Origin of the sequence: Streptomyces sp. NPDC086554, assembly GCF_040686095.1 — a bacterium.
In the GTDB taxonomy this organism is placed as follows: domain Bacteria; phylum Actinomycetota; class Actinomycetes; order Streptomycetales; family Streptomycetaceae; genus Streptomyces.
Genome location: NZ_JBFBJK010000014.1, coordinates 134,178 through 160,365, shown reverse-complemented (window position 1 = coordinate 160,365; position 26,188 = coordinate 134,178). Strand labels below are relative to the sequence as shown.

At 70.4% G+C, this 26,188-nt stretch carries 18 protein-coding genes; 15 read left to right on the top strand and 3 right to left on the bottom strand.

What is annotated here, in order from left to right:
• The first annotated feature begins 11 nt into the window (after positions 1 to 11).
• From gatB to AB0O76_RS24020, 8 genes are all read left to right on the top strand, one after another.
• Positions 12 to 1,523 carry an Asp-tRNA(Asn)/Glu-tRNA(Gln) amidotransferase subunit GatB gene (gatB, locus tag AB0O76_RS24055; protein ID WP_365494827.1) on the top strand — a complete coding sequence of 504 codons (1,512 nt, stop codon included), beginning with the start codon at positions 12 to 14 and terminating at the stop codon, positions 1,521 to 1,523.
• A gap of 319 nt (positions 1,524 to 1,842) precedes the next feature.
• Positions 1,843 to 3,945: a phosphocholine-specific phospholipase C gene (locus tag AB0O76_RS24050; RefSeq protein WP_365494824.1), complete on the top strand. Its 2,103-nt coding sequence runs from the start codon at positions 1,843 to 1,845 to the stop codon at positions 3,943 to 3,945.
• Positions 3,946 to 4,161: 216 nt separating this feature from the next.
• Positions 4,162 to 6,450 carry an MMPL family transporter gene (locus AB0O76_RS24045; protein ID WP_365494821.1) on the top strand — a complete coding sequence of 763 codons (2,289 nt, stop codon included), beginning with the start codon at positions 4,162 to 4,164 and terminating at the stop codon, positions 6,448 to 6,450.
• Positions 6,419 to 7,021, top strand: coding sequence for a GNAT family protein (locus tag AB0O76_RS24040; RefSeq protein WP_365494818.1), 603 nt, complete (start codon positions 6,419 to 6,421; stop codon positions 7,019 to 7,021). The genes AB0O76_RS24045 and AB0O76_RS24040 overlap by 32 nt, the downstream gene beginning before the upstream one ends.
• A 35-nt stretch (positions 7,022 to 7,056) precedes the next feature.
• The gene (locus AB0O76_RS24035; protein WP_365494815.1) at positions 7,057 to 7,662 is read left to right on the top strand and encodes a hypothetical protein; all 606 of its coding nucleotides are present in this window, start codon (positions 7,057 to 7,059) and stop codon (positions 7,660 to 7,662) included.
• Between the two features lie 176 nt (positions 7,663 to 7,838).
• Positions 7,839 to 8,024, top strand: coding sequence for a hypothetical protein (locus tag AB0O76_RS24030; RefSeq protein WP_365494812.1), 186 nt, complete (start codon positions 7,839 to 7,841; stop codon positions 8,022 to 8,024).
• A gap of 65 nt (positions 8,025 to 8,089) precedes the next feature.
• Entirely contained in the window at positions 8,090 to 11,218 is a 3,129-nt protein-coding gene (locus AB0O76_RS24025) for an AAA family ATPase (RefSeq protein WP_365494810.1), read from the top strand.
• Between the two features lie 84 nt (positions 11,219 to 11,302).
• Positions 11,303 to 11,497 (top strand): DUF6191 domain-containing protein, encoded by a 195-nt coding sequence (locus tag AB0O76_RS24020; protein WP_365494807.1) that lies wholly within the window; start codon positions 11,303 to 11,305, stop codon positions 11,495 to 11,497.
• 1 nt (position 11,498) lies between these two features.
• On the opposite strand, the gene AB0O76_RS24015 is transcribed toward AB0O76_RS24020, so the two are convergent.
• Entirely contained in the window at positions 11,499 to 12,674 is a 1,176-nt protein-coding gene (locus tag AB0O76_RS24015; protein ID WP_365495028.1) for a PQQ-dependent sugar dehydrogenase, read from the bottom strand.
• 136 nt (positions 12,675 to 12,810) lie between these two features.
• Positions 12,811 to 13,803 (bottom strand): aldo/keto reductase, encoded by a 993-nt coding sequence (locus tag AB0O76_RS24010; protein WP_365494804.1) that lies wholly within the window; start codon positions 13,801 to 13,803, stop codon positions 12,811 to 12,813.
• A gap of 95 nt (positions 13,804 to 13,898) precedes the next feature.
• Between AB0O76_RS24010 and AB0O76_RS24005 the strand changes: the two genes are divergently transcribed.
• The 6 genes from AB0O76_RS24005 to serA all read left to right on the top strand — a co-directional run bounded on the left by AB0O76_RS24005 (position 13,899) and on the right by serA (position 23,734).
• Positions 13,899 to 14,849, top strand: coding sequence for a 2-hydroxyacid dehydrogenase (locus AB0O76_RS24005; protein ID WP_365494801.1), 951 nt, complete (start codon positions 13,899 to 13,901; stop codon positions 14,847 to 14,849).
• 416 nt (positions 14,850 to 15,265) lie between these two features.
• The gene (locus AB0O76_RS24000; RefSeq protein ID WP_365495026.1) at positions 15,266 to 18,157 is read left to right on the top strand and encodes an EAL domain-containing protein; all 2,892 of its coding nucleotides are present in this window, start codon (positions 15,266 to 15,268) and stop codon (positions 18,155 to 18,157) included.
• 234 nt (positions 18,158 to 18,391) lie between these two features.
• Positions 18,392 to 20,242, top strand: a complete 1,851-nt coding sequence (locus AB0O76_RS23995; RefSeq protein ID WP_365494798.1) for an acetolactate synthase large subunit — start codon at positions 18,392 to 18,394, stop codon at positions 20,240 to 20,242.
• Positions 20,243 to 20,271: 29 nt separating this feature from the next.
• A complete protein-coding gene (gene ilvN / locus AB0O76_RS23990; RefSeq protein WP_160507374.1) occupies positions 20,272 to 20,799 on the top strand; it encodes an acetolactate synthase small subunit in 528 nt (175 codons plus the stop codon).
• Positions 20,800 to 20,899: 100 nt separating this feature from the next.
• Entirely contained in the window at positions 20,900 to 21,901 is a 1,002-nt protein-coding gene (ilvC, locus tag AB0O76_RS23985; protein ID WP_365494795.1) for a ketol-acid reductoisomerase, read from the top strand.
• Positions 21,902 to 22,129: 228 nt separating this feature from the next.
• Positions 22,130 to 23,734: a phosphoglycerate dehydrogenase gene (serA, locus tag AB0O76_RS23980; RefSeq protein WP_365494792.1), complete on the top strand. Its 1,605-nt coding sequence runs from the start codon at positions 22,130 to 22,132 to the stop codon at positions 23,732 to 23,734.
• 104 nt (positions 23,735 to 23,838) lie between these two features.
• On the opposite strand, the gene AB0O76_RS23975 is transcribed toward serA, so the two are convergent.
• On the bottom strand, positions 23,839 to 25,389 hold the full coding sequence (locus AB0O76_RS23975; RefSeq protein ID WP_365494789.1) for an MFS transporter: 1,551 nt from the start codon (positions 25,387 to 25,389) through the stop codon (positions 23,839 to 23,841).
• A gap of 96 nt (positions 25,390 to 25,485) precedes the next feature.
• Between AB0O76_RS23975 and AB0O76_RS23970 the strand changes: the two genes are divergently transcribed.
• Positions 25,486 to 26,073 (top strand): TetR/AcrR family transcriptional regulator, encoded by a 588-nt coding sequence (locus tag AB0O76_RS23970; RefSeq protein WP_365494786.1) that lies wholly within the window; start codon positions 25,486 to 25,488, stop codon positions 26,071 to 26,073.
• Positions 26,074 to 26,188: the final 115 nt, after the last annotated feature.

Genomic DNA, 26,188 nt, shown 5'->3' with positions numbered 1-26,188 from the left:
AAAGTTTCACCGTGACTGTCACGACTGACCTGGTGGCGTACGAGGAAGCCCTCGCGACGTACGACCCCGTCATGGGCCTGGAGGTCCATGTCGAGCTCGGCACCAAGACCAAGATGTTCTGCGGCTGCTCCACCGAGCTCAAGCAGGACGCCAACAGCCAGACCTGCCCGACCTGTCTCGGCCTGCCCGGCGCGCTGCCGGTGGTCAACGAGATCGGCGTCGAGTCCGCCATCAAGATCGGCCTCGCGCTGAACTGCGAGATCGCCGAGTGGTGCCGCTTCGCCCGGAAGAACTACTTCTATCCGGACATGCCGAAGAACTTCCAGACCTCTCAGTACGACGAGCCGATCGCCTTCAACGGCTATCTGGACGTCCAGCTGGAGGACGGCGAGATCTTCCGTGTGGAGATCGAGCGCGCCCACATGGAGGAGGACACCGGCAAGTCCACGCACGTCGGTGGCGCGACGGGCCGTATCCACGGCGCATCGCACTCCCTCCTGGACTACAACCGCGCGGGCATCCCGCTCATCGAGATCGTCACCAAGCCGATCGAGGGTGCGGGCGAGCGTGCTCCCGAGGTCGCCAAGGCGTACGTCGCCGAGCTGCGCGAGGTCATCAAGGCGCTCGACGTCTCCGAGGCCCGCATGGACAAGGGCCAGATGCGCTGCGACGTGAACCTGTCGCTGCGGCCGCACGGGCGCGAGGAGTTCGGCACACGCTCGGAGACGAAGAACGTCAACTCCCTTCGCTCCGTGGAGCGCGCGGCCCGCTTCGAGATCCAGCGGCACGCGGCCGTCCTGAACGGCGGCGGCACGATCGTCCAGGAGACCCGTCACTTCCACGAGGACGACGGCTCCACGACGTCCGGCCGCATCAAGGACAACGCCGAGGACTACCGGTACTTCCCGGAGCCCGACCTGGTGCCGGTGGCTCCCGCCCGTGAGTGGGTCGAGGAGCTGCGTGCCGGTCTTCCTGAGATGCCGCGTGTGCGCCGCAACCGGCTCCGCGAGGAGTGGGGCGTCAGCGAGCACGACATGCAGTCGATGCTCAACGCGGGAGCGGTCGACCCCATCGTCGCCACGATCGAGGCGGGCGCCGACGCGGCCGCCGCGCGGAAGTGGTGGATGGGCGAACTGGCCCGTAACGCCAATGAGTCGGGCAAGAGCCTGGAGGAGCTGCCGGTCACGCCCGCGCAGGTCGCCCGGGTCGCCGAGCTCGTCGCCAAGGGCGACCTGAACGACAAGCTGGCGCGCCAGGTCTTCGAGGGCGTCCTCGGCGGCGAGGGCACGCCGGACGAGGTCGTCGAGAAGCGTGGCCTGAAGGTCGTCTCGGACGAGGGCGCGTTGTCCACTGCCGTGGAGGAAGCGATCGCCGGTAACCCCGCGGTCGCGGACAAGATCCGCAGCGGCAAGGTCGCTGCGGCGGGTGCGCTGGTTGGCGCGGTCATGAAGGCAACCCGGGGTCAGGCCGACGCGGCCCGCGTCAAGGAACTGATCCTGGAGAAGCTGGGCGTGGAGGGTTAGCCCTCCCGGACATGGATCAGAGGGGCGGCGCGCCGTTGGGTGCGCCGCCCTTTGCGTACCCCGCAGGTGCTGATCACCGGCTCCGCCGAGTTCGTCCTCAAACGCCGGACGGGCTATTTATAGCCCCTCCGGCGTTTGAGGAGCGGGGTCCGGGGCGGAGCCCCGGTTTCGGGAAGGGGCGGGGTGGGGGAGCAACTCTCGGACGTTCACGCCCGCTTCGGCCGCAAGTCTTCACAGAGACACCGTTCCTCACTACCGTCCCAGCCGAGCAAGCCAATGGATCAGCGGAGAACCATTGGTCGTCGACTGGAGGTCGTACGTGTCCCCGGAGATATCGCGCAGGCGGCTGATGGCGGTCGGCGGTGGCGCGCTCGGTGCCGCCGCCGTCGGGTCCTTCCTGCCACCGTCGTTGCAGCAGGCACTGGCGCAGGACCGGCCCAAGGGAGGCGGCGGTCTCGACTCGATCGAGCACGTCGTCATCCTGATGCAGGAGAACCGGTCCTTCGACCACTACTTCGGGACCCTGCGCGGCGTACGCGGCTTCGGTGACCGCAACGCCGTCCAACTGCCCGGCGGCAAGAGCGTGTTCGAGCAGCCCGGCGTGCTGCGCACCATCCTGCCCTTCCCGGTCCGCGAGGCCGCCGCGGCGCAGAAGAAGGACCTGCAGTACATCGGCGCCCTCGACCACTCCTGGAGCGGCGGTGCGAAGGCCTGGCACGACGGCTGGATGGACGGCTGGATCACCGCCAAGACGGCGGCCTGCATGGCGTACTACACGCGCGACGACATCCCGCTGCACTACGAACTCGCCGACACCTTCACCGTCTGCGACGCCTACCACTCCTCCATCCACACCTCCACGAGCCCCAACCGCAACCACCTGTGGAGCGGCAGGACGGGCTTCGAGGCGAACGGCGAGCGGGCCGTCGAGAACGACGCGTACGACGAGGGCAAGCACCCCGGCTACGACTGGGGGACGTACGCCGAGCGCCTGGAGAAGGCGGGCGTGAGCTGGCAGACGTACACGGAGTGGGAGAACTTCACCGACAACCAGATCGAGTTCTTCACCACCTTCAAGGCGATTGCCAAGAAGGTCCTCGCCAAGACCGGGCTCACCTTCATGGAGGCCTTCTACGCCAAGGTCCGCGACGCCAAGGACGACGCCGAGCGCGAGAAGCTGCTCGCCACCCTGGAGGAGGGCGTCGCCACCCTCACCAAGGCGGAGAAGTCGCTCTTCGAGCGTGGCCTGCGGCGGGTTCCGACCGGCAAGCTCGCGGAGACGTTCGCCGAGGACGTCGCCGAGGGCAAGCTCGCGAAGGTCAGCTACCTGGTGCCGTCCGCGCTTGACTCCGAGCACCCCAGCGTCTCCTCGCCGATCCACAGCGCGACCATCGTCTACAAGGTCCTCGACGCGCTCGCATCGCACCCCGAGGTGTGGCGCCGCACCGCCGTCTTCATCAACTACGACGAGAACGACGGCTTCTTCGACCACGTCCCGCCGCCCGTCCCCGGCGGGGACTCGGAAGCGGAGAAGGAAGAGCGCTGGGAGGGGCGCCCGACCGGGCTCGGCGTGCGCGTCCCGATGCTTGTCGTCTCGCCGTGGACCGTCGGCGGCTATGTCTGCTCCGAGGTCTTCGACCACACCTCCGTGGTGCGCTTCCTGGAGAAGTGGACCGGTGTGCAGGAGCCCAACATCAGCGCCTGGCGCCGCAAGGTCACCGGCGATCTCACCGGTGCCTTCGACTTCAAGCGGGGCCACCGGCAGCCCGAGGTCGAGCAGCCCGGCGCCATCCCGGAGTTCAGCGGCCGCTGGGCCCCGCAGCCGCCCCTGAAGCAGTCCATGCCGGTCCAGGAGCCGGGCAGCCGCCGCGCCCGCCCGCTGCCGTACCAGCCCGACGCGGACGCGAAGCCGGCCAAGGACGGTGCTCTCACCGTGCGGCTTCGCAACGGCGGCAGCTCCAGCGCACACTTCGCGCTCTATCCCTACGCCGCCGAGTTCAAGACCCCGCTCCACCAGGACGTCGTACGCGAGGGCTCCTGGACCGTGCCGGTGGCCAAGGACGCGTACGCCTTCACGATCACGGGGCCGAACGGCTTCCGGCGCGAGTTCGCGGGCGGCAAGGACGGCAGCGCGCAGCTCGCCTCCGCGATCACCCGCCGCGAGATCCACCTCACCCTGGCCAATCGGGGCCGCGAGGAGCTCGTCTTCACGGTCAAGCCGCTCGGATACGTCGACGAGGCGGACGTCAGGTCGCGGACGCGGACCGTCCGAGTCAAGGCGGGCAGCAGCCGCACCGTCGCCTGGCCGACCGGTGACGAGCACGGCTGGTACGACGTCGAGATCACGGCCGCGGGCGAGCCCGCCTTCCGGCGGCGGCTCATGGGGCACATCGAGAACGGGCGCGCGAGCGTGTCGGGCTGACACCAAGGGGGTGTAAGGGCGCATGGGGGCTCCAAGGGGCCCTCGTGCGCTCCGCAAGCCCCTGTGAGCATCGCCACGAAAGGGACAAAAGATCTCTCCTGGCTGAGAAAGTGACTCCGGTGCTTATGTCACCGCTCATGCGTTCTTTGCTGGCTGTTCGTTTCCTTCACGGCTGTTCCCGGTAAAGATCCACGAACCGTCCCAGGGAGCCAGTCAGTGGCAGCACTCGCACGGTGGTGCGTCAAGCACCGCCTCCTCGCAGTACTGCTGTGGCTCGTGGCCCTCGGCGGCGCCGCGAGCGCCGCGGCCGTCGCCGGATCCGCGTACTCGAACAATTACGAGGTGCCCGGCACCGAGTCGGGCCGTGCGACCCAGCTCCTGAACGAGGGGTTCGACGGCCTCGGCGGCGACAGCAACACCGTCGTCTGGAAGACCGACGCGGGCACATCGGTGCGCGCGGCCGACGTCGAGCAGTCGATGACCGACGCCCTCGGCAAGATATCCGAGATGCCCGCCGTGGCCTCCGTGATCAGCCCGTACACCGGGCAGGGCGCCGCCCGGATCAGCTCCGACGGGCACATCGCGTACGCGACCGTCACCTTCCGCGAGCAGGCCGACGCCGTCGACAAGGCGGACGCACAGGCCGTCGTGGACACCGCGAAGGCCGCCGAGACGGACGGCCTCGACGTGGAGCTCGGCGGCACCGCCGTCGGCCTCACCGAGTCCAAGAGCGCCCAGACCGCCGAGATCGTCGGCGTCGCCGTCGCCGCCGTCGTGCTCTTCCTCGCCTTCGGCTCGCTCGCCGCTTCGATCCTGCCCATCGCCACCGCCCTGGTCTCGGTGGGCACGGCGTACGCGGGCATAGTGCTGCTCGGGCACTTCATGACCGTCGCGGACTTCGCGCCGATGCTGGGCACCCTGATCGGCCTCGGCGTAGGCATCGACTACGCGCTGTTCATCGTGACCAGACACCGCAAGGGCCTCAAACAAGGGCTGCCGGTGGCCGTCGCCGCCGAACGGGCGGTCGCCACCACCGGGCGCGCCGTCGTCTTCGCGGGCGCCACCGTGTGCATCGCGCTGCTCGGCATGCTCATCCTGCGCCTCAGCTTCCTCAACGGCGTCGCGATCGCGGCCTCGCTGACCGTGCTCCTCACCGTCGCCGCCTCGGTGACCCTCCTTCCGGCCCTCCTCGCGTGGATCGGGCCGCGTGCGCTCAGCCGCCGCGAGCGGCGCCGGCTCGCCGAGCACGGCCCCGCCCCGGAGCTGCCGACGGGACTCGCCGCCCGCTGGTCCGCCTTCGTGGAGCGGCACCCCAAGCTGCTCGGTGTCGTCGCCGTCGCCGTCATGGCGGTGCTCGCGCTGCCCACGCTCTCCCTGCACCTGGGCACGTCCGACCAGGGGAACAACCCGGCGTCCGCCACCACACGGCAGGCCTACGACCTGCTCGCCGACGGCTTCGGACCCGGCGTGAACGGCCCGCTGACCCTCGTCACCGACGTGGAGACGGCGGGCGACCGGCTCGCCCTCGACAACCTCGGCCAGACCCTGGAATCCACCAAGGGCGTAGCCTCCGCCGGCCCCGTCACGTACGACGAGGGCGGCACGGCCGCCTTCCTCACCGTCGTACCGGAGTCGTCCCCGCAGTCCGAGCGGACCAGCGACCTCGTCGACCGGCTCCGTGACGACGTGCTGCCGAGGGCCGAGACCGGCACCTCGCTCGATCTGCACGTCGGCGGCGTCACCGCGAGCTACGACGACTTCGCAGAGATCATCGTCGGCAAGCTGCCGCTCTTCGTGGGGGTGGTGATCGGCCTTGGCTGCGTCCTGCTCCTGCTCGCCTTCCGCTCGATCGGCATACCGCTGAAGGCCGCCGCGATGAACGTGGCCGCCGTGGCCTCCGCCTTCGGGATCGTCGTCGCGATCTTCCAGTGGGGCTGGGGCAGCGAGCTGCTCGGCCTCGGCTCGGCGGGCCCCATCGAACCCTTCCTGCCCGTGATCATGGTGTCCGTCCTCTTCGGGCTCTCCATGGACTACCAGGTCTTCCTGGTCAGCCGGATGTACGAGGAGTGGCTGGAGACCGGCGACAACCGGCGGGCCGTCCGGGTCGGCCTCGCCGAGACGAGCCGAGTGATCAACTCGGCGGCCGTGATCATGATCTCGGTCTTCCTGGCCTTCGTCCTGAGCGGCGACCGGGTGATCGCGATGTTCGGCATCGGCCTCGCCGCCGCGGTCGCACTCGACGCGTTCGTGCTGCGTACGTTGCTGGTGCCGGCGCTCATGCACATGCTGGGCGGCGCCAACTGGTGGCTGCCGCGCAGCCTCGACCGATGGCTGCCGCGCATCAGCATCGAGCCCCCGGAATGTCGTTCGAATCCGGCCGATGTGCATGCGAAGATCGCGGCCATACCCGGACAGCGGGACTCGCACAACGAGTCCGCAGACGAATCCGCACCGGGTCGGCCGAAGGAGCAGGATGTTCGGGATACCGCTGGGCGAGGGCGCTGAACTGCGGCCCATCGAGCCGTGGCAGGCGGAGGAGTTCCTCGCCCACATCGAGCGGGCGCGCGACTTCGCGGGCCCCTGGGTGCCGCTGACCGCGCTCGTGACGGACGTCGTATCGGCGCGCGAGCGGCTTCAGGCGTACGCCGACAAGCAGGCCGCCGACACCGGCCGCCTCTATGGAATCTGGTCGGACGGCACGCTCGTCGGCGGAGTCCTCTTCCGGATCTTCGACACCGCCACCGAATCCTGCGAGGTCGGGGTCTGGCTCGAACCGTCGGCGACGGGCCGCGGCCTGATCTCCAGGGCGGCGCGGGTCCTCATCGACTGGGCGGTCCACGAGCGCGGCATGCACCGCGTGGAGTGGATGGCGTCCACCGCGAACGCCCCCAGCATCGCGGTCGCGAAGCGCCTCGGCATGGCCAAGGACGGCGTGCTCCGTGAGTGCTTCCCCTGGCAGGGAGTGCGGCACGACATGGAGGTCTGGTCGGTGCTCGCTCCCGAGTGGCGGAAGGCCCGCGAGGCCCGCGAGGCGGCGGCCGCCGGGGCCTCTGCCGGTGCGGACGAGGCTCGTTAAGAAACTTCTCAGACTCCGTCCGTACGGTGCGGGGCATGGGAACCAAGACAGAGGACGAGACCGCGGCCGATGCGGCCGCAAAGCCCGCAGAGCCGGAGGCCGACGAGGCCGCGGACACCACGGACGCCACCAAGGTGGATGCCGTCAAGGCGGAGAAGACCGCCGCGGCCGAGGACGCCGACGAGCTCGACGACGCGGACCACGACGATGACCTCGTCGTGGTCGACGAGGCCGCTCCGGCCAAGTCCAGTGGCGTCTTCCAGGGAGCCGCGGCCGTCGTCTCCGCCGCCCTCGGTGTGATCGGCCTGTCCGGCGGCTGGCTCGGCACGGTCGCCGCGGCCCGCTCGAACATCGTCGGGCAGCTCGAGACCAAGCAGTCGGCGAGCGTCGCCGACCAGATCCAGGCCCTGTACGGCGACTCCTGGCAGGTCACGGCGCTGATCGCCGGAGCCTTCGCGCTCGCCGCGCTGGTCGTCGGGTTCGTCGTCCTGGTCAGGCCCGCGTTCGGCGCGCCCGACCAGGTACAGGCACCGTGGATCAAGTCGGTGGCCTGGGCGGGAGTCGCCCTGGGCGTCATCGGCCTGCTGCTCGCGATAGCGAAGTACTCGGACCTGATCTACGGGTTGCCGTCGGCGAGTTGACGGTAGTGGGGGGCCTTAGGAGGTGGGGAGCCCTAAGGCCCCCTCCCGCCCCCCTAAGGCCCCCCCACCCCCTCAAGATGCGGCACTCTCCCGATGTGCCGACCCTCCCTGGCAGACGAAAGTAAGGGCATCGCAGAGAGCGAAGCCGGTTACCGGAAGTCAGCCAGGGAGACGAAATGTTCGAGTACGAGATGCACCAGCTGCGCGCCGCCGACCTCGCCCGTGAGGCCGACCGCCGCCGCCTCCTCCGCGTGGCCCGCGAGGCCAAGGCGGACCGCGCCGGCCGCCGCTCGGCCCGCCACGAGAGCGAGGGGCGGGTGAATACGGGCCTGCGGCGCGCCCGATTCACGCGGGCCGCGTGATGAGCACGGGGGCAACTGCCCAGGGCAGAGGGATATCCCCTGCCGGATCGGCCGCCCCCTGTGCGATGCTCACGCCTGTGGAGACCAGGTCCGTAAGCCCCGTGTTCGTCGGCCGCTCCGACGAACTGGGCGTTCTGAACGACGCACTCGCCCGTGCCAAGGGGAGCACCCCCGGCACGGGCGAGCCGCAGGCGTTGCTGCTCGGCGGCGAGGCGGGCGTCGGCAAGACGCGCCTCATCGAGGAGTTCACCGCGGCGGCATGCGCGCAGGGCGCCGTCGTCGCGATCGGCGGCTGCGTCGAGATCGGCGCGGACGGACTGCCGTTCGCGCCCTTCTCCAGCGCCCTGCGCTCCCTGCGCCGCCAGCTCCCCGAAGAGTTCGACGCCGCGGCCGCCGACCAGGAGGGCGAACTGGCCCGGCTGCTTCCCGAGCTCGGTGAGGCGCCGCAGCGCCGCCGCGGCACCGACGCCCAGCACGACGAGGAGGGCATGGCCCGGCTCTTCGAGCTGACCGCCCGTCTCCTGGAGCGCCTCGCCGCCGACCGCCCGGTCGCCGTCCTCCTGGAGGACCTCCACTGGGCCGACGCCTCGACCCGTCACCTCCTCGCCTATCTCTTCCGCACGCTGCGCAGCGGCAGCCTCGTCGTCGTCGCGACCTACCGCGCCGACGACATACACCGCCGCCACCCGCTGCGCCCCCTGCTCGCCGAACTCGACCGGCTGCGCACCGTGCGCCGCATCGAACTCGCCCGCTTCAGCAGGAGCGAGGTCGCCCGCCAGATGGCGGGCATCCTTAGCGCCGAGCCCGAACAGTCCCTGGTGGACGACATCTTCGACCGCTCGGACGGCAACGCCTTCTTCGTCGAGGAACTCGCCGTCGCCTCGCACGGCAGCAGCTGCGCGAGCCTCACCGACTCCCTGCGCGATCTCCTTCTCGTCCGCGTCGAGGAGCTGCCCGAGGACACCCAGCGGGTGGCGAGGATCGTCGCCGAGGGCGGCTCGACCGTCGAGTACCCGCTGCTCGCCGCCGTCGCGGGGCTCGCCGAGGACGACCTGATCGAGGCGCTGCGGGCCGCCGTCGGCGCCAACATCCTGCTCCCTTCGCCCGACGGCGACGGCTACCGCTTCCGGCACTCCCTGGTCCGCGAGGCCGTCGGCGACGATCTGCTGCCCGGCGAGCGCTCCCGGATCAGCCGCCGCTTCGCCACCGTCCTGGAAGCCGACCCCTCACTCGTCGCAGCCGACCAGCGGGCCACCCGTCTGGCCAGCTACTGGTACCACGCGCACGACGCGGCCAAGGCGCTCCCCGCCGTCCTGCGCGCCTCCGTCGAGGCCCGCCGCCGCTACGCGTACTCCGAGCAACTACGCCTGCTCGAACGGGCGATGGAGCTGTGGGACGACGCCCCCGAAGACGTACGCCTCGAACTGCGCCCCCTCGATTACGCCGAGGTCTACCCGGCCTGCGGCTGCGATCCCGCGACCACCCCGCTGCGCTATCTCGACCTCATGGCGGAGGCCGCCGTCGCGGGCCGCCTGTGCGGTGAGCGCGAACGCGCCCTGAAGATCACCAAGCGGGCGCTGCGGCTCCTGGAGGGCGACGAGGATCCCCTGCGCGCCGCCTGGTTCTGGATCCAGCGCTCCCGCCTCACCTCGACCCTCGGCCGCGGCGACGGCTGGGCGGAGATCGCCACCGCCCAGGACCTTGTACGCGGCCTGCCCCCGTCCGAGGTGCACGCCGAGGTGCTCACCAACGTCGCCTCCTGGGGCATGCTCCACGACCCTGGCGCCGAGACCCTGGCGGCGGCCCAACGAGCCGTCGAATACGCCCGGATGGTCAAGGCCGAGGAGATCGAACTCAACGCCCGGCTCATTCTCGGCGGCCTCCTGGTCGACGCGGGCGACGTAGAGGAGGGGTTCGCCGAGATGTACGCGGTCAGGGCGCGCTGCATGGAGCCCCCGGCCCTCGTCTCCCGGATTCCCCACATCCATGTCAATCTGCCGTCCGTCCTCGAAGGCGCGGGCCGCTCCCTGGAGTCCCTGGAGGTCGGCGACCAGGGCATCGCCCTCTGCCGGAAGTACGGACTCACCGACACCGAGAGCTGGGTCCAGGTCAACAAGGCGGAATCCCTTGTCTCACTGGGCCGTTGGGACGAGGCGATGGAGGCCGCCGAGGCCGCCCGCCGTGGTGCGCTCAGCGTGAAGCCACGGGCCGGCGCCGCCCACCAGCAGGCCGTCGTCGCCCTCGGCCGCGGCGACGTGCCCGAAGCGACCACCCAACTGGCCGCCGCCCGCGCCCACTACGGCAGCCACGACCGGATGCCCCAGTACACCCTGCCCGTGGCCACCGTCGCCATCGGCATCTCGGCGGTCGACCCCGATCCCGCCTCGGGCATCACCGCAGCCCGTGCGGAGCTGGAACAGGCCATCGCCACGGGCTTCCCGCCCGGCACCCAGCGCTACGCCTGGCCGCTGCTGCTCGCCGCCGCCACCGCCGAGGCCGACACCCGCGGCCTGCCCGCCGCCGAGCCCGGCCGCACCGAGGCCATCGAACGCATCCGCCTCGCCGCCAGAAACCTCCCCTCACCCATGCCTGTCTGGATCGCCTACGAGCAGTGGGTACGCGCCGAACTCCTGCGCGCCGAGGACCGCGACACCCCCGCCGACTGGTCCGCCACGGTCACCGCACTCGAACCCCTCGACCGCCCCTACGACCTCGCCCGCGCCCGCCACCGCCTCGCCGAATCCCTCCTCGCCACCTCCTTCGCCACGGGCGCGGGAGCCGCCGGTGCGGACGCGGACCGCGAGCGCGCCGCCGGGCTGCTGCGGCAGGCCCGCGAGGTCGCCGAACGCCTTGCCGCCCGCCCTCTCGCCGAGGCCGTCGCCGGGCTCGCCCAGCGGGCCCGCCTGACCCTGAACCCCGACAGCGACGCGACGAGCACGCGCACCCACCTCACCCCCGTCGACCCCGCCGAGGCCCTCGGCCTGACCAGCCGGGAGCGCGACGTCCTCCGCCGTGTCGCCGCGGGCCGCAGCAACCGCCAGATCGCCGAGGAGCTCTTCATCTCCCCGAAGACCGCGAGCGTCCACGTCTCCAACATCCTCGCCAAGCTGGGCGTCGCCGGCCGGGGCGAGGCAGCGGCCTTGGCCCACCGCCTGCGCCTGTTCCCACCCGGCGACGAGCGGGCCGCCGGCTAGCTGACCTGCCCCTTTCCCGCCCCGGCCGGTTTCTGGCGGCCTCGCTTACGCTTGACTGCAGGATCTCGGCTCCAGGGAGGCGCAGTGTTCAACGCGATCGAGGCACTGTTCGCACCCGGGCGCAAGCACACCGACGACGAGCAGAAGCGCCTGGAGATGACCCGCGTCGACCTCAACGACGGCGACCCGGGCCGAGGGCCGATAGACCTGACGTCGGGCAAGGTGGTCGTACGCCCACCCGTCCCGTCGCCCCGCGCGGACGAGACCCCGGACCCTTGAGCTACTTCACCTCCACCTCCAGGATCTTGTCGTCCCCCTTCTCCGGCGTGCCCCGTGTGTCCGTCTCGCTGGTGACCAGCCACAGCTTGTCGCCGCCCGCCGCGAGCACCGTGCGCAGCCGGCCGTGCTCACCCTTCAGGAAGGACTGGGGCTCCACGGTCCCCTGCACGCCGAGCACCGGGATCCGCCAGAGCCGCTCGCCCCGCAGGCCCGCCATCCAGATCGAGCCCTCGGCGTAGGCGATGCCGCTGGGGGAGGCCTCGGAGGTCTTCCACTGGGCCACCGGGTTGTGGAAGCCGTCCCCTTCGTCGCCGTCTGCCTTGCCCTCGACCTTGGGCCAGCCGTAGTTGTCACCGGCCTTGATCTCGTTCAGCTCGTCCCAGGTGTCCTGGCCGAACTCCGCGGCCCAGAGCCGCTTCTCCTCGTCCCAGGCCAGGCCCTGCACATTGCGGTGGCCGTACGAGTAGACGGGGGAGTCGTCGAAGGGATTGCCGGGGGCCGGGTCGCCGTCCGGCGTCAGGCGGAGGATCTTGCCGCCCAGTGAGCCCTTGTCCTGAGCCAGATCGGTGTCGCCCGTCTCGCCCGCGCCCGCGTAGAGCATCTTGTCCGGGCCGAAGGCGATCCGGCCGCCGTTGTGGATCATGCCCTTGGGGATGCCCTTGAAGACCGTGTCGGGAGCGCCGAGCTGCTCCCCGGACGGCTTCTTCTCGTCGTACAGCATGCGGGCGATGCGGTTGTCGGACTCCGTCGTGAAGTACGCGTACACCATGTGGTCCGATGCGTACGAAGGAGAGAGCGCGAGGCCCATCAGGCCGCCCTCGCCGCCGGGGGCGACGCCGGGCACCTCGCCGAGCTCGGACTTCTTGCCTGTCTTTCCGTCGACGCGGGTGATCGTCCCCTCGTCGCGCGAGGACACCAGGAGGTCTCCGCCGGGGAGGGCTGCCAGGCCCCACGGCGACTTCAGGTCTTCGGTGAGCGTCTTGGTGACTTTCGCGGCTCCGTTCTCCGGAGGGGCGTCGGCGCGCGGCTTCCCGGTCGGTGTCCCGCTCGACTTCGCGGGGCTCGACCTGTCACTCTTCCGGTCGTCCGGCGCATCGCCCCCGGACGAGCATCCGGCCGCGAACACAAGGGCGGCAGCGGCCAATACGGCGGTCACAGCAGGTCGTTGCACGATCAGGTTCCCTTCGACGCGGCGCTTCTACTGTTCATACACCGCTCGGCCCTCGCAGGTTCCCACCTCGCCCGCATGAGATCGCGGACGCCCGGCCAGCCGGACCGGCGGACGCCCGCCCGCACCGGACCGGACGCCGACCTCAGTCCCACGACCCCAGCGCCGCGGGCAGCGCCGCGATCTCCGCCAGGTCCGCCGCGGTCAGCCGCACCGCGGCCGCCCCCGCGTTCTGCACCGCCCAGCGCTCCCGCTTGGCCCCCGGAATCGGCACCACGTGCGGCCCCTGTGCGAGCACCCACGCCAGTGCCACCTGCGCCGGCGTCGCCCCGTGCCGCTCGGCCACCCGGCGAAGCCCCACCACCAGCGGCTGATTGGCCGCCATCATCTCGGCGGTGAAACGGGGATGCCGGGCCCGCAGATCGTCCGGCTCGAAGCCCTGCCCCGGCGTCAGCGTCCCGGTGAGGAAACCGTTCCCCAGCGGCATCGCCGCAAGGAAGCCGATCCCTCGCGCACCGCACCACGGCAGCAGGGTCTGCAGCGCCTCCTGCGACCACACCGAGAGTTCCGCCTCCACGGCGCCGACGGGGAAGACCTGCTGGATCCGTTCGAGCTGACGGATCGTTCCCTCGTGCAGCCCGCTGCCCTCGCGCCGCGAGGCCCGGGCGCCCACCGCGCACAGCCCGAGCGCGCGCACCTTGCCCGCCGCGACGAGCTCGGCCATCGCGCCCCAGGTCTCCTCGATGGGCACCTCGGGATCGGCACGGTGCAGCTGGTACAGGTCGATGGTCTCGGTCTGGAGCCGCCGCAGCGAAGCGTCGCAGGCCCGCTTCACATAGCCGGGGCGGCCGTTGGCGACGATGTGCTGCTCGCCGACCAGGAGCCCGCACTTGGTCGAGACGAAGGCCTCGGCACGGCGCCCTTTGAGCGCGCGCCCCACCAGGTGCTCGTTGGTGAACGGCCCGTACATGTCCGCCGTGTCCAGCAGCGTCGAGCCCTGGTCGAGCGCCGCGTGCACGGTGCGCAGCGACTCCTCGCCCCGCTGCCGCGAGCCCGTGTAGGCCCAGCTCATCGGCATGCAGCCGAGTCCGATCGCGCCCACCTCGAGCGCTGCGGCGCCGATCGTCCTGCGGTCCACCTGGCCGTGCCCCCCACCTCTGTCCTAGCGGTCACCAACGTAACCTCTGCGGCCCTGGACCCGGCGTGCGGCCTGTGCGCATTAGCCTCCTGACCATGACGACAGATGTATGGCTCCCCTTTCCCGCCGACGAGATCGAGGGCCTGCCCGGCGCGTCCGACGCCGGGCTCAACTACCGCTACTGGGACGGCGGTCCGGAGTTTCCCGCGGATCCGGCCGACTGCGTCTTCTACGCGGTGCCCTACATGAAGGGCACGGAGATCGCCGTGCGCCCGCTGCCCGGGATGACGTCCCTGAGCGTCGTGCAGACGCTCACCGCGGGCATCGACCACGTGGAGCCCGGGCTCAAGTTCCTCGCGCCCGGCGTGCGGTTGTGCAATGCCAGGGGTGTCCACGAGGCGAGCACGGCAGAGCTCGCGCTCACGCTGATCCTCGCCTCCCTGCGCAACATCCCCGGATTCGTGGAGGGGCAGCGCAAGGAGGAGTGGCGGTCCGGGTTCTATCCGGCGCTTGCCGACAAGTCCGTACTGATCGTGGGCTACGGATCGATCGGTTCCGCCATCGAGGACCGGCTCGCTCCCTTCGAGTGCGCGCGGGTGGCGCGCGTCGCGCGCTCCGCCCGTGCCACGGAGCGCGGCCCCGTGCACCCGCTCGCCGACCTGCTGTCGCTGCTGCCCGAAGCCGACGTCGTCGTTGTCTCCACGCCCCTCACCGACACCTCCCGTGGCCTGGTGAACGCCGCATTCCTGGCCCGCATGAAGGACGGCGCACTCCTGGTGAACGTGGCCCGCGGGCCCGTCGTCGACACCAAGGCGCTCCTCGCCGAACTGGAGAGCGGCCGGATCACCGCCGCCCTGGACGTCACCGATCCGGAACCGCTGCCCGCAGGCCATCCCCTGTGGCACGCTCCTGGAGTGCTCATCAGCCCGCACGTGGGCGGATCGACCTCCGCCTTCCTGCCCCGCGCCAAGCGCCTGCTCGCCGCGCAACTGACCCGGTACGCGGCCGGGGAGCCCCTCGACAACCTCGTACTGACAACCCAGTAAAGGGCGTTGACGAACCTTTCGAGCACGCTCCGCACCCGCGCGCGTGCGCCCCGTGTCCGCATTGCCGTCGACGGTCACTGAGCGTAGAGAGACTATGTCCCTGAGTGACGAGACTGGTGTATCGTCCCGACAGGGGCTGCGCCGTGGACCGTTCGGCGCCGGGGACGAGACAGCAGACTGTGAGGGGGGCGACGGGCGATGCACGGCCAATGGGCGAATGATCCGACGCGGCGAGGCCGCCGGCGGCGACTCTCACGCGCACCCGCTCGCATGCGGACGCGCTGCCGCCACACACACCACGACCCGCGGTCCCGCACCCACGGGAGGCGGACGGACACGGCGGAGGCGGCGCGGACCAGGGCGGCCCGGTGAGCACCCGCCCGTCTCCCGCCACCGTCCTGGAGGGCGGTGCAGGCGTGACGACGGCGCCGCTGCCGCCCCGAGCGCCGCTGACCCGCCGCCCCGCACCCGGTGGCGGTTCCGGCCTCGTCTCGCAGATCGTGCTGCTCGTGGTCTGCGGCGGGTACGCGACGGGCGCCGCGATCGGCTGGGGATCGAGCCGAGCCGCCCTGATCATGGGCGACTTCGGACTGAGCGTCGCCGCCGCGACCGCCGCGGTCTCCTGCTTCCGCTACTCCCGCACCCGCCGCAGCCGCTTTCGACCCGCGTGGCTGCTGTTCGCGCTCTCCTCCGCGATGGCGGCCCTGGGCAACGCCGTGTGGGGCTGGTACGAGGTCGTCCTCGAGGAGCCCGTGCCGAGTCCGGGCCTCGCGGATCTCTTCTTCCTCTGCTTCGCGCCGCCCGCCATCATCGGCCTGCTCGTGCTGGCCAAGCGCCCGGTGACCAGGGCCGGTTGGGTCTGCCTCGCGCTCGACGCCTGGCTCATCGGCGGCTCACTGCTCACGCTCTCCTGGAGCCTGGCGCTCGCGCACACCGCACAGTTCGAGGGCCAGAGCGTCGCGCACGCCGCCCTCTCGCTCGCTTATCCGCTGCTCGACATCGCGCTGGTCAGCATGGTCCTCGCGCTGCACTTCAGGCGATCGTCCACCAACCGCACGGCGGTGAACACGGCGATCGGCGCCCTCGCGCTGACCGTCATGTGCGACGCGATGTTCACCTCGCCGCTGCTGCACGCCAGTTACCGCTCGGGGCAGATGCTGGACGCCGGCTGGTTCGCGGGATCGCTGCTCCTGGCGTACGCACCCTGGGCGACGCCCCGCCACCGGCACGGGGACGACGGGCACCACGCGCGCGTGGAGTGCGAAAGCGCCCCGCAGGCGACGCGGGCGGCCGCCACGCGCCCCATCGCAGGTTCGCTGGCCGCCCTCACGCCGTATCTGGCCGCCGCCGTCTGCACGTTGGGGATTCTCTACAACGTGCTGAACGGCCGCAGCGTCGACGAAGTCGTGCTCTTCACCGCGGGCACGGTCGTCCTCGCCCTCGTCGTGCGCCAGGGCATCATGCTCCTCGACAACATCACCCTCACCCAGGAACTGGCGCAGAAGGAGAACCACTTCCGCTCCCTGGTACAGGGCTCGAGCGACGTCATCATGATCGCCGCTCCGAACGGCATACTCCGCTATGTCAGCCCGGCCGCCGCGGGGGTCTACGGCCGGGAGGCCGAGGAGCTCGTCGGCTCCGAACTCGCCTCGCTCATGCACCCCGAGGACCTGGGCCGCGTGGTCCACGAGGTCCGCAGATTCCTCGCCGCGAACCCCCTCGAAGAGCCCACGACCCGCATCGAGTGCCGCTTCAAGTCCGGCGACGGCGACTGGCTGAACGTGGAGTCCACGGTCAACCGCCACCAGGGCGGGCTCATCTTCAACAGCCGGGACGTCACCGAACGGGTGCGTCTCCAGGCGCAGTTGCAGCACAACGCCGAGCACGACCCGCTCACCGACCTGCCCAACCGCGCCCTGTTCACCCGGCGCGTGGGCCAGGCGCTGACCGGCCGCAGAGTGACCGACCGCGGTACGGCCGTGCTCTTCATCGACCTGGACGGCTTCAAGGCGGTCAACGACACCATCGGCCACCAGGCAGGCGACGAGCTGCTCATCCAGGCGGCCCGCCGCCTTCATGAGGCCGTCAGGTCGGGTGACTGCGCGGCCCGGCTCGGCGGCGACGAATTCGCCGCGCTGATCGTCGGCGACGGCACGCGCGACCAGGCCGCACGCGAGCAGCACATCTACGAACTCGCCGACCGCCTCAGAATCACCCTCTCCCAGCCCTACGCCATCGACGGCAACGACGTGCGCGTTGCGGCGTCCATCGGCGTCGCCTTCGCCGAACCAGGCATCAATGCGGGCGAGTTGCTGCGCAACGCCGACCTCGCGATGTACCGCGCCAAGGCCGCGGGCAAGGGCCGCGTCGAGCTGTACGCACCGCAGATGCAGGCCGATGTCGTCCGCAAGGCGGAGCTGGCCACACGGCTGCGCACCGCCCTGCACGACGGCGAGTTCGCGCTGCTCCACCAGCCCGTGGTGTCCCTGGACGACGGGCGCATCACCTGCGTCGCCGCCCAGGCCCGCTGGCGCTCGGCGCAGGGCATCCTCTTCACGCCCGCCGAGTTCCTGCGCGTCGCCGACACCACGGACGCCCAGGAGAGCGCCCGCACCGCCGAGCTGGGCCGCTGGACGCTCGAGGAAGCCGTCGAGCAGGCCGCCGAGCGGGGCCGCACGGGCCACGCGGCGCCCATCGCCGTGCGGATGAGCGCGCGCCGTCTGCTCGACCGCTCGATGCCGCTCGGCTCCATCGAGGCGCTCCTGACCCGGCACGGCCTGCCCTCCGGGGCGCTGGTCATCGAGCTCGCCGACAGCGACCCCCGGGTGCCGCTCGACGATCTTGAGCGCCGGCTGACCACGCTGCGCAGGCTCGGCGTACGCATCGCCCTGGACGGCTTCGGCAACGGGTACGCGGCCATCACCGCACTGCGCAGGCTCCCCGTGGACGTACTGAAACTGGACCGCAGTCTCATCGAGGGCGTCGTCGAGTCCGCGCGGCTGCACAAGATCACATCCGGCCTTCTTCGCATCGCGAGCGACCTGGGCCTGCTCTCCGTGGCCGACGGCGTCGATCTGCCGGAGCAGGTCATCGCCCTGCGCGCGATGGGCTGCACGCATGGACAGGGCATGGCGTTCTCGGGGCCCCTCGACGAGTACCGGCTGCGCCGCGCGCTGTCCCTCGGGCGGTATCCGGTGCCGCACGGGCCGGTCGAGCCGGTCCTCGCGGGCGGCCCATCGGGCGTCTTCGGAGGAGGTGCCGAGCCCTACGCCCGCTCACATAATGAGACTCCCGTCCCACCTACTTGACAGGCACAGCGTGCCGGGGAGAGGGTCAGTGCCATGCGCACCCGAATTCTCGTACTTGGAAAGCGCGTCGGCTGAAGCTGGGACTCACCGGTCCGAACACCGGAATCCCTGCGACCGCTCCCGACGCGCTCCCCTCGCTTGCCTCACGGCACGAGGGGTTTTTTGTTGCACTGGCACCCGCCAAACCACCGCAAACACCCCGCAAAAACCCTCAGCTTCGAGAAGAGAATGCCGATGACCGAGCAGGCCACCGGGGCCCACCATCCGCAGCCGCGGCCCCGTTCCGGAGGACAGCAGTCCGCCCCCGTCGAGCACGTGACGGGTGCGCAGTCCCTCATTCGTTCTCTCGAGGAAGTCGGGGCCGACACGGTATTCGGCATCCCCGGCGGCGCCATCCTTCCCGCCTACGACCCGATGATGGACTCCACCCGCGTCCGTCACGTCCTGGTCCGGCACGAGCAGGGCGCGGGCCACGCGGCCACCGGTTACGCGCAGGCCACCGGCAAGGTCGGGGTGTGCATGGCGACGAGCGGCCCCGGTGCCACCAACCTCGTCACGCCGATCGCAGACGCCCACATGGACTCCGTCCCCATGGTCGCGATCACCGGCCAGGTCGCCTCCAAGGCGATCGGCACGGACGCCTTCCAGGAGGCGGACATCGTCGGCATCACGATGCCGATCACCAAGCACAACTTCCTGGTCACCAAGGCCGAGGACATCCCGGCGACGATCGCCGAGGCCTTCCACATCGCCTCGACGGGACGTCCGGGCCCGGTCCTCGTGGACATCGCGAAGGACGCGCTGCAGGCGCAGACGACCTTCTCCTGGCCGCCGCAGCAGGACCTGCCCGGCTACCGCCCGGTGACCAAGCCGCACGCCAAGCAGATCCGCGAGGCCGCCAAGCTGATCACCGCGGCCAAGCGCCCGGTCCTGTACGTCGGTGGCGGTGTCCTGAAGTCCCACGCCACGGCCGAGCTGAAGGTCCTGGCAGAGCTCACCGGAGCGCCCGTCACCACCACACTGATGGCGCTCGGCGCATTCCCCGACAGCCACCCGCTGCACGTGGGAATGCCGGGCATGCACGGTGCGGTCACCGCCGTCACCGCGCTGCAGAAGGCCGACCTGATCGTCGCCCTCGGAGCCCGCTTCGACGACCGTGTCACCGGAAAGCTGGACAGCTTCGCCCCGTACGCGAAGATCGTCCACGCCGACATCGACCCGGCCGAGATCGGCAAGAACCGCGCCGCGGACGTGCCGATCGTCGGGGATGCCCGCGAGGTCATCGCCGACCTGATCCAGGCCGTCCAGGCCGAGCACACCGCAGGACAGAAGGGCGACTACAGCGCCTGGTGGAAGGACCTCAGCCGCTGGCGCGACACGTACCCGCTGGGCTACGACCAGCCCGAGGACGGCTCGCTCTCCCCGCAGCAGGTCATCGAGCGCGTCGGCAAGCTCGCCCCCGAAGGGACGATCTTCGCGGCGGGCGTGGGCCAGCACCAGATGTGGGCCGCCCACTTCATCGACTACGAGCAGCCCGCCACCTGGCTCAACTCGGGCGGCGCCGGAACGATGGGCTACGCGGTCCCGGCCGCGATGGGCGCCAAGGCCGGACAACCGGACCGCACGGTCTGGGCGATCGACGGCGACGGCTGCTTCCAGATGACCAACCAGGAGCTCACCACCTGCGCCCTGAACAACATCCCGATCAAGGTCGCCATCATCAACAACGGCGCCCTCGGGATGGTCCGCCAGTGGCAGACGCTGTTCTACAACCAGCGCTACTCCAACACCGTCCTGCACGCGGGCCCGGAGGGCGAGACCCCGCCCAACAAGGGCACCCGCGTCCCGGACTTCGTGAAGCTGTCGGAGGCCATGGGCTGCGTCGCCCTGCGCTGTGAGCGCCCCGAGGACCTCGACAAGGTCATCGCGGAGGCCAACGCCATCAACGACCGCCCCGTCGTGGTCGACTTCATCGTCCACGAGGACGCCCAGGTCTGGCCGATGGTCGCCGCCGGCACCTCGAACGACGAGGTCATGGCCGCCCGCGGGGTCCGCCCCGACTTCGGCGACAACGAAGACGACTGAGACCGAGAGCGAAAGAGAGACCAAGAGTCATGTCCACCAAGCACACGCTCTCCGTCCTGGTCGAGAACAAGCCCGGTGTCCTCGCCCGGATCACCGCCCTGTTCTCCCGCCGCGGCTTCAACATCGACTCCCTGGCCGTGGGCGTCACCGAGCACCCCGACATCTCCCGCATCACCATCGTGGTGAATGTCGAGGACCTGCCGCTCGAACAGGTCACGAAGCAGCTCAACAAGCTCGTCAACGTCCTGAAGATCGTCGAACTCGAGCCGGCCGGGGCCGTGGCGCGCGAACTGGTTCTCGCCAAGGTCCGCGCCGACAACGAGACGCGCTCGCAGATCGTCGAGATCGTCCAGCTGTTCCGCGCCAAGACCGTGGACGTCTCCCCGGAGGCCGTCACCATCGAGGCGACGGGCAGCAGCGACAAGCTGGAGGCGATGCTCAAGATGCTGGAACCCTTCGGCATCAAGGAGCTCGTCCAGTCCGGCACCATCGCGATCGGCCGCGGCTCACGCTCCATCACGGACCGCAGCCTGCGGGCGCTCGACCGGTCGGCCTGAAACCGATCCCGGGCGCGCCCGCATAGCGAGACCTGAAAACTTTCCTCCCCCCACCCGCCGTACGGTGGGTCGCAACACCAGCACACATAGGAGATTCCCAGTGGCCGAGCTGTTCTACGACGACGACGCCGACCTGTCCATCATCCAGGGCCGCAAGGTCGCGGTCATCGGATACGGCAGCCAGGGCCACGCCCACGCGCTGTCGCTCCGTGACTCGGGTGTCGACGTCCGCGTCGGTCTGCACGAGGGCTCCAAGTCCAAGGCCAAGGCCGAGGAGCAGGGCCTGCGCGTGGTGACGCCCGCCGAGGCCGCCGCCGAGGCCGACGTCATCATGATCCTGGTCCCGGACCCGATCCAGGCCCAGGTCTACGAGGAGTCCATCAAGGACAACCTCAAGGACGGCGACGCGCTGTTCTTCGGCCACGGCCTGAACATCCGCTTCGGCTTCATCAAGGCCCCCGAGGGCGTCGACGTCTGCATGGTCGCCCCGAAGGGCCCGGGCCACCTGGTCCGCCGTCAGTACGAGGAGGGCCGCGGCGTTCCGTGCATCGCGGCCGTCGAGCAGGACGCGACCGGCAACGGCTTCCCGCTGGCGCTCTCGTACGCCAAGGGCATCGGCGGCACGCGTGCGGGCGTCATCAAGACGACCTTCACCGAGGAGACCGAGACCGACCTGTTCGGCGAGCAGGCCGTGCTCTGCGGCGGCACCGCCGCGCTGGTCAAGGCGGGCTTCGAGACGCTGACCGAGGCCGGCTACCAGCCGGAGATCGCGTACTTCGAGTGCCTCCACGAGCTGAAGCTCATCGTCGACCTCATGTACGAGGGCGGCCTGGAGAAGATGCGCTGGTCGGTCTCCGAGACCGCCGAGTGGGGCGACTACATCACCGGACCGCGGATCATCACGGACGCCACCAAGGCCGAGATGAAGAAGGTCCTCGCGGAGATCCAGGACGGCACGTTCGCCAAGAACTGGATGGACGAGTACCACGGTGGTCTGAAGAAGTACAACGAGTACAAGACCCAGGACGAGAACCACCTCCTGGAGACCACCGGCAAGGAGCTGCGGAAGCTCATGTCGTGGGTCAACGACGACGACAAGTAAGTCGTACGAGCAAGGGCCGGGGCGGCTGCCCCGGCCCTTGTCCACTGTGTCGAGCCACGGACGAGTGATCCTTCCGTGGAGGCGTAAGACACCCGTCAAGACGCCACTACACTGCTGTTCAACAATTCGCGTCAGGCCCACAGCGTCGTGCGTCTTCCACGCGGCTAGCACCCTCCACCGCCTGCGGCCGTCGGGACGGCCGTCCGCATTGGACTTGTGAGGACTCACGTGAGCACTGCTGCCAACGGCAAACCGGTCGTACTCATCGCTGAAGAGCTGTCGCCCGCCACTGTCGACGCTTTGGGCCCGGACTTCGAGATCCGTCAGTGCAACGGCGCGGACCGCGCCGAGCTGCTGCCCGCGATCGCCGACGTAGACGCGATTCTGGTCCGCTCCGCGACCAAGGTCGACGCCGAGGCGATCGCCGCCGCCAAGAAGCTGAAGGTCGTCGCCCGCGCGGGCGTGGGCCTGGACAACGTGGACGTGTCCGCCGCCACCAAGGCCGGCGTCATGGTGGTGAACGCACCCACCTCGAACATCGTCACCGCGGCCGAGCTCGCCTGTGGCCTGCTCATCGCCACCGCGCGCAACATCCCCCAGGGCAGCCAGGCGCTCAAGGCCGGCGAGTGGAAGCGCTCGAAGTACACGGGCGTCGAGCTCGCCGAGAAGACCCTCGGTGTCGTGGGCCTCGGCCGCATCGGCGCGCTCGTCGCGCAGCGCATGTCGGCCTTCGGCATGAAGGTCGTCGCGTACGACCCGTACGTGCAGCCCGCGCGAGCCGCGCAGATGGGCGTCAAGGTCCTCACCCTCGACGAGCTGCTCGAGGTCTCGGACTTCATCACCGTGCACCTGCCCAAGACCCCCGAGACGGTCGGTCTGATCGGCGACGAGGCCCTGCACAAGGTGAAGCCCACCGTCCGCATCGTGAACGCCGCGCGCGGCGGGATCGTCGACGAGGAGGCGCTGTACTCGGCGCTGAAGGAGGGCCGTGTCGCGGGCGCCGGTCTGGACGTGTACGCGAAGGAGCCCTGCACGGACTCCCCGCTGTTCCAGTTCGACCAGGTCGTCTGCACGCCGCACCTCGGTGCCTCGACGGACGAGGCGCAGGAGAAGGCCGGTGTCTCCGTCGCCAAGTCGGTGCGCCTCGCCCTCGCGGGCGAGCTGGTCCCGGACGCCGTGAACGTCCAGGGCGGCGTCATCGCCGAGGACGTGCGTCCCGGTCTGCCGCTCGCCGAGAAGCTCGGCCGGATCTTCACCGCCCTCGCGAGCGAGGTCGCCGCGCGGCTCGACGTCGAGGTGTACGGCGAGATCACCCAGCACGACGTGAAGGTGCTCGAACTGTCCGCGCTGAAGGGCGTGTTCGAGGACGTCGTCGACGAGACCGTGTCGTACGTCAACGCGCCGCTCTTCGCCCAGGAGCGTGGCGTCGAGGTCCGCCTCACCACGAGCTCCGAGTCGCCGGACCACCGCAACGTGGTCACGGTGCGGGGCACGCTGACCGGCGGCGAGGAGATCTCGGTCTCCGGCACGCTGGCCGGTCCCAAGCACCTGCAGAAGATCGTCGGCATCGGCTCGTACGACGTGGACCTGGCGCTGGCCGACCACATGGTCGTGCTGCGGTACGCGGACCGTCCCGGTGTCGTCGGCACGGTGGGCCGTGTCCTCGGCGAGGCGGGGATCAACATCGCGGGCATGCAGGTCGCCCGTGCTGACGTGGGCGGGGAGGCGCTGGCTGTCCTCACCGTGGACGACACGGTGCCGCAGCCGGTGCTGAACGAGCTGTCCGCGGAGATCGGGGCCACGTCCGCGCGGTCCGTGAACCTGACGGACTAGGGCTCCGGAGCCTCGGGCGCCGTCATCACCGGCTTCGCCGAGTTCGTCCTCAAACGCCGGACGGGCTGGAAACATCCAGCCTGTCCGGCGTTTGTCTTGCGGTCTCAGACCACTACCTTCTCCGGCTCGGGCGCCGGCTCCGGCGCGGTCACCCGGCGCAGCGTCAGCGCCGCAAGCACCGCTGCCGTCAGGAGAATCCCCGCCCCCGCGAGCGCGGCGACGTGCATGCCGCTCGTGAATGCCTCCCGCGCCGTCGTGATCAGGCCGGAAGCCGTCTCGCCCGGCAGCTCCCGTGCCACGGCCAGTGCGCCGCCCAGTGTCTCTTGGGCCTCGGCCGGAGCGCCGGACGGGATGTCGGCGCGATAGACCGCGTTGCCGATCGAGCCGAGCAGCGCCATGCCGAGCGCGCCGCCGAACTCCTGGCCCGTCTCCAGGAGCGAGGAGGCCGAGCCCGCCTTTTCCGCGGGGACGGAGCCCAGTGCGAGATCGGTGAGCTGCGAGCCGATGACCACCGCGCCGCAGGCGAGCAGACCCGCCGCCGCGAGGACGGTCCACATCGAGTCGGTTCCGGTCAGGGTCAGTAGTCCGTAGCCACTCGCCGAGACGACGAAGCCCGTGGCGACGACGTGGGCGCGGTTCATCCCCCGCTGCACCAGCGCCGTGGCGACCGGTGCGGCGAAGCCGATGAGGACCGAGGGCAGCAGCGCCCACAGCGCGGCCTCCATGGCGCTCTTGCCGAGGACGGACTGCAGATACTGCGTGGTGAAGTAGGCCGAACCCATCATCGCGAGCGCGGAGATGAGGTTCAGGAGGACGGCGGGCGCGAAGCCGCGGCCGCGGAACAGCGCGGGGGAGATCAGCGGGGACGCCGTGGTGCGCTGGCGGTGGACGAAGAGGGCGGCGAAGACGAGTCCCACGGTGAGGGAGATGACGTATGTCGTCGCGATGCCCTCCGCGGCGATCTCCTTGAGGCCGTAGACGACCGGCAGCACGGCGGCCATGGACAGCGGCACGCTCAGCAGGTCGAAGCGCCCGGGGCTCGGGTCCTTGGACTCGGGGATCAGGACCGGCGCGAGGAGCAGGAGCAGCACCATCGCCGGCAGGTTGACCAGGAAGACCGAGCCCCACCAGAAGTGCTCGACGAGTACGCCGCTCATCACCGAGCCGAGCGCGATACCGGCGACCATCACTCCGGACCAGATGCCGATGGCCTTCGCGCGCTGCCCGGCGTCGCGGAACATCGTGCGGACGAGCGCCATCGTGGACGGCATCAGGGTCGCACCGCCGATGCCGAGGACCGCGCGGGCCGCGATCAGGAGCTCGGCGCTGTTCGCGTAGGCGGCGGTGAGGGAGGCCGCGCCGAAGGCGGCGGCGCCGAACATCAGCAGCTTGCGGCGGCCGACGCGGTCGCCGAGCGAGCCCATCGTCATCAGCAGGCCGGCGAGCACGAACGCGTAGATGTCGAAGATCCACAGCTGCTGGGTGCCGCTCGGATCGAGGTCCGCGCTGATCGCCGGGATCGCGAAGTACAGGACCGAGACGTCCATCGAGACCAGGAGCAGCGGCAGCATCAGGACGGCGAGCGCGGTCCACTCCTTGCGGGTCGCGCGCTCGGGGATCCGTGAATTCGCTTGTTCGTGCGTCGAGTTCGTCATGGGCAGGACTGTACGGATGTATTAAACGCTTGTCTAGTACGAGCGTGTAAAACGCTGGTCTGGGACGTTCGTATGGATCGGCGGTAGGCTGCTCGCATGGGACACCGTGAAGATCTGCTCGAAGGCGCCAAGCGCTGTCTGCTGGAGAAGGGCTTCGTGCGCACGACGGCCCGCGACATCGTGAAGGAGTCGGGGACGAACCTCGCGTCGATCGGCTACCACTACGGCTCGAAGGACGCGCTGCTCGTGGAGGCGTTCGTCGCCCTCGTCGAGGGGGCGGGCGATTCCTTCGAGGAGGCTCCGGGCGGTGGGAGCGCCACCACGGAGGGCGGCTCGATCGAGCGCTTTCAGGAGGTCTGGGCGAACGTCCTGCGAACGTTCCCGGAGTCCCGGGCCATCTGGATGCTGACGCTGGAGGTCATCACGCAGGGCGAGCGGCTCGCCGGCGTACGGGACATGCTGGTCAAGGCGCAGGGGGAGGGGCGCAGTGGCCTTGCCGCGCTGTTCACCGGGATCGAGGAGAGCGTCATCCCGGACGACGTGGTGGAGACCGAGGGCCGTTTCTACACGACCCTGCTCAACGGGCTGATGGTGCAGTGGCTCTTCGACCCCGAATCGGCCACGAGCGCCGAGCAGTTGACCGAAGGCCTGCGGCGGGTGGCGGGCCGGATGCCGGAGGGCTGACATGCCAGTGGTGCGGGCGGCAGGCGTCCCCGTACGCACCCTGAAACTCACCGCCTTCGTCGCGGGCGCGGCGCTTGCCGCTCTCGGCGGCGGAATGCTGGGCATGGGCCTGCGG

Excerpts from the sequence above, each read along its gene's own strand:
- AB0O76_RS24005 (WP_365494801.1), top strand. The coding sequence starts at position 13,899 with ATGACGACAGATGTATGGCTCCCCTTTCCCGCCGACGAGATCGAGGGC.
- AB0O76_RS23975 (WP_365494789.1), bottom strand. The coding sequence starts at position 25,389 with ATGACGAACTCGACGCACGAACAAGCGAATTCACGGATCCCCGAGCGC.
- AB0O76_RS24035 (WP_365494815.1), top strand. The coding sequence starts at position 7,057 with ATGGGAACCAAGACAGAGGACGAGACCGCGGCCGATGCGGCCGCAAAG.
- AB0O76_RS23995 (WP_365494798.1), top strand. The coding sequence starts at position 18,392 with ATGACCGAGCAGGCCACCGGGGCCCACCATCCGCAGCCGCGGCCCCGT.
- ilvN (WP_160507374.1), top strand. The coding sequence starts at position 20,272 with ATGTCCACCAAGCACACGCTCTCCGTCCTGGTCGAGAACAAGCCCGGT.
- AB0O76_RS24030 (WP_365494812.1), top strand. The coding sequence starts at position 7,839 with ATGTTCGAGTACGAGATGCACCAGCTGCGCGCCGCCGACCTCGCCCGT.
- AB0O76_RS24040 (WP_365494818.1), top strand. The coding sequence starts at position 6,419 with ATGTTCGGGATACCGCTGGGCGAGGGCGCTGAACTGCGGCCCATCGAG.
- AB0O76_RS24025 (WP_365494810.1), top strand. The coding sequence starts at position 8,090 with ATGCTCACGCCTGTGGAGACCAGGTCCGTAAGCCCCGTGTTCGTCGGC.
- AB0O76_RS23970 (WP_365494786.1), top strand. The coding sequence starts at position 25,486 with ATGGGACACCGTGAAGATCTGCTCGAAGGCGCCAAGCGCTGTCTGCTG.